This window comes from Terriglobales bacterium, assembly GCA_035543055.1.
Taxonomy (GTDB): Bacteria; Acidobacteriota; Terriglobia; order Terriglobales; family Acidobacteriaceae; genus JAIQFD01.
In genome coordinates this window covers 1-3,574 of the sequence record DATKKJ010000219.1, presented here as the reverse complement: position 1 = coordinate 3,574, position 3,574 = coordinate 1, and the positions used below count along the sequence as shown (strand labels likewise).

The following is a 3,574-nucleotide window of genomic DNA, read 5'->3' as shown; positions in this document are numbered from 1 at the left end:
GGCGGAGGGACGGTCGTTGATGGCAGCGGCGGTGGCCACGGCGTGCATCAGTTCGGCCACGTCCGACGGGGCCATGAAGACCATGTTCGGCATCGGGCCCAGGAAGCACATGTCGTACGCGCCGGCATGGGTCGCGCCGTCGGCGCCGACCAGACCGGCACGATCCATGGCGAAGCGGACCGGCAGGTTCTGCAGCACCACGTCATGCACCAACTGATCGTAGCCGCGCTGCAGGAAGGTGGAGTAAATGGCGCAGAACGGGGCCAGGCCCTCCGTCGCCATGCCGGCGGCGAAGGTCACGGCATGCTGCTCGGCGATACCGACATCGAACATGCGATTGGGGAATTTCGCCTCGAACTTGTCCAGCCCGGTGCCGGGGGACATGGCGGCGGTAACCGCGACGATGTTCGGGTTCACCTCCGCCTCGGCGATCAGCGCCTTGGCGAACACGGAGGTGTAGGTCGGCGGGCCGGGCGGGGCCTTCTTCTGCTCGCCGGTAACGATGTTGAACTTGGAGACGCCGTGATACTTGTCCGCCGCCGCCTCGGCCGGGGCATAGCCCTTGCCCTTCTTGGTGACGACGTGCAGCAGCACTGGCTCGGCCGCCTCCGAGTCGCGCAGGTTGCGCAGCACGGGAAGCAGGTGATCAAGGTTGTGGCCGTCGATGGGGCCCACATAATAAAAGCCAAGCTCCTCGAACAGCGTGCCGCCGGTGAGGATGCCGCGGGCATATTCCTCGGCCCGGCGCGCCGTACGCTCCAGCTGGCGGGGGAAGCGCTTGGCCATCTTGGCGGCGAAATCCCGCAGGCTCATGAAGCTGCGTGAGGAGATCAGCTTGGACAGATAGGCGCTCATCGCCCCCACGGGCGGGGCGATGGACATGTCGTTGTCGTTGAGGATGACGATCAGGCGGGACTTCATCGCCCCCGCGTTGTTCATCGCCTCATAGGCCATGCCGGCGCTCATCGAGCCATCGCCGATCACGGCGATGACGTTGCGCGGGTCGGCCTCCTGCTTCAGGTCGCGGGCCACGGCCATGCCGAGCCCGGCGGAGATGGAGGTGGAGGAATGGGCCGCGCCGAACGGGTCGTACTCGCTCTCCGAGCGGCGGGTGAAGCCCGAAAGCCCGCCCGGCTGGCGCAGGGTGCGGATGCGGTCGCGCCGGCCGGTGAGGATCTTGTGGGGGTAGCACTGGTGGCCGACATCCCAGATCAGGCGGTCGCGCGGGGTCTCGAATACCGCATGGATGGCGACCGTCAGCTCGACCACGCCGAGCGAGGAGCCCAGATGCCCACCAGTGGTGGAAACCGTGTCGATCGTCTCTGCGCGCAACTCGTCCGCCAGCAGCTTCAGCTGGTCGGCGGAGAAATTACGCAGGTCGGCGGGAATCTTAACCCTGTCGAGAAGCGGTGTCCGCGGCGGCATCAGTGAATTCTCCCCGTAAGCCGCGCCAGTTGATTCCGCATTATGGTTTCGTCCTTCGCTCTAACCTAAAAACCTCAGACTGCCTTTTCAGGCGGGCCGTCTGTTACTCCGAAACTTTCGGACACATAAGGGACCCCGGATAGAAAAGCCAGCCATGCCACCCCGCGTAAACCGGCGGGTAAGAAACTTCTTCATATCCCCAAGCTTGCGGATTATGGAAGCTATGACCTATTGCAGGCGTGATAAAGCGATGCGGCGTGACCAACAGGCAACAGGACAGGCAATATGGACGGTTCCCAGACCACTAAGACGATACGAGTGATTCTCGCGCAGCCGCGCGGTTTCTGCGCCGGCGTGGAGCGGGCGATCGACATTGTGGAGCGCGCCCTGACCAAATTCGGCCCGCCGATCTATGTCCGCCATGAAATTGTGCATAACCGGCATGTCGTGGAGGACCTCCGGGCCCGCGGCGCCGTGTTCGTGGACGAGCTGGACGAGGTGCCGGAAGGCGCCTGGACCGTGTTTTCCGCCCATGGCGTGGCCCGCAAGGTGGTACAGGCCGCGGCCGACCGCACGCTGCCGGTGATCGACGCCACCTGCCCGCTGGTTGCCAAGGTACATGCCGAAGGCCGCCGCTACGCCTCCCAGGGCCGCGAGCTCGTGCTGATCGGGCATGCCGGCCATGCCGAGGTTGAAGGCACCATCGGCCAGATCGACGGCACCGTGTATCTGGTGCAGACGGTCGAGGACGCCGAGACACTGGTGGTCCAGGACCCGGACAAGCTCGCCTACATCACGCAGACCACCCTCTCGGTGGACGACACGCGCGGCATCATCGCGGCGCTGAAGCTCCGCTTCCCCCACATCACCGGCCCGGATGTGAAGGATATCTGCTACGCCACCCAGAATCGCCAGGAGGCGGTGCACCAGCTGGCCGAGCTGGTGGAAATGATCCTCGTCGTGGGCAGCAAAAACTCCTCCAATTCCAACCGCTTGCGCGAGATTGGCGCGGAGCTGGGCCACCCGGCCTATCTCATCGACGACGCCTCCGCCCTGAAGCCGGAATGGTTCAAGAGCGTGACCACCGTGGGGCTGACCGCCGGCGCTTCCGCGCCGGAAGTGCTGGTGCAGGGCGTGATCGAGGGGCTGAAGCAATTCGGCAACGTGAAGGTCGAGCTTCTGGCGGGCACGCCGGAAGACGTTAAATTCAAACTGCCGGCCGAAGTGGCCAGCTTATAATAAGGACGGGGTTTAAGTATGGGTGTACCGCTAAACCAGGCGCTCCGCGTGGGGGCCTATATCCTGAAGCAGCATATTTCAGGCAACAAGCGCTACCCGCTGGTGCTGATGCTGGAGCCGCTGTTCCGCTGCAACCTGGCCTGCCAGGGCTGCGGCAAGATCGACTACCCGAACGAGATTCTGAACCAGCGCATCTCGGTTGAAGACGCGATCAAGGCCGCCGAGGAATGCCCGGCGCCGATCATCGCCATCGCTGGCGGCGAGCCGCTGCTGCACAAGGAGATGCCGCAGATCGTGGACGCCTATCTGAAGATGGGCAAGTTCGTGATCCTGTGCACCAACGCGCTGCTGCTGGAAAAGAAGATCGACCAGTACAAGCCGCACAAAAACTTCTGCTGGGACATCCACCTGGACGGCGACAAGGAGATGCACGACCGCGCCGTGGACCAGGAAGGCGTGTACGAGCGCGCCGTGGCGGCGATTCAGCTCTCCAAGTCCAAGGGCTTCCGCACGAGCATCAACTGCACGCTGTTCGACGGCGCCAACCCGGACCGCGTGGCGAAGTTCTTCGACACCGTCGCGGATATGGACATCGAGGGCGTGATGACTTCCCCCGGCTATGCCTATGAGCGCGCGCCGGACCAGCAGCACTTCCTCAACCGCACCCGGACCAAGGAGCTGTTCCGCGCCATCTTCCGCCGCGGCAAGGAAAGCGCCAAGCGCGGCAAGAAGTGGAAGTTCACGCAGTCTCCGTTGTTCCTGGACTTCCTGGCCGGCAACCAGACCTATGCCTGCACGCCCTGGGGCAACCCGACTCGCAACGTGTTCGGCTGGCAGCGCCCCTGCTACCTGCTCGGCGAAGGCTACGCCAAGAGCTTCAAGGAGCTGATGGAAACCACCGACTGGGACA

At 64.1% G+C, this 3,574-nt stretch carries 3 protein-coding genes; 2 read left to right on the top strand and 1 reads right to left on the bottom strand.

Going from position 1 to position 3,574, the window contains the following annotated elements; genetic code table 11:
* Positions 1 to 1,425: 1-deoxy-D-xylulose-5-phosphate synthase (gene dxs, locus VMS96_14355; GenBank protein ID HVP44609.1), on the bottom strand; the 1,425-nt coding region annotated here is incomplete at its 3' end.
* Between the two features lie 285 nt (positions 1,426 to 1,710).
* On the opposite strand from dxs, the gene ispH reads away from it, so the two are divergent.
* Together ispH and hpnH are read left to right on the top strand one after the other, a co-directional pair.
* Positions 1,711 to 2,664 (top strand): 4-hydroxy-3-methylbut-2-enyl diphosphate reductase, encoded by a 954-nt coding sequence (gene ispH / locus VMS96_14350; protein HVP44608.1) that lies wholly within the window; start codon positions 1,711 to 1,713, stop codon positions 2,662 to 2,664.
* An 18-nt stretch (positions 2,665 to 2,682) separates the two neighbouring features.
* The coding region (gene hpnH, locus VMS96_14345) for an adenosyl-hopene transferase HpnH (GenBank protein ID HVP44607.1) at positions 2,683 to 3,574 on the top strand (892 nt) is incomplete at its 3' end.

Bases quoted from the DNA above. Each gene is read 5' to 3' on its own strand.
- ispH (HVP44608.1), top strand. From the start codon at position 1,711: ATGGACGGTTCCCAGACCACTAAGACGATACGAGTGATTCTCGCGCAG.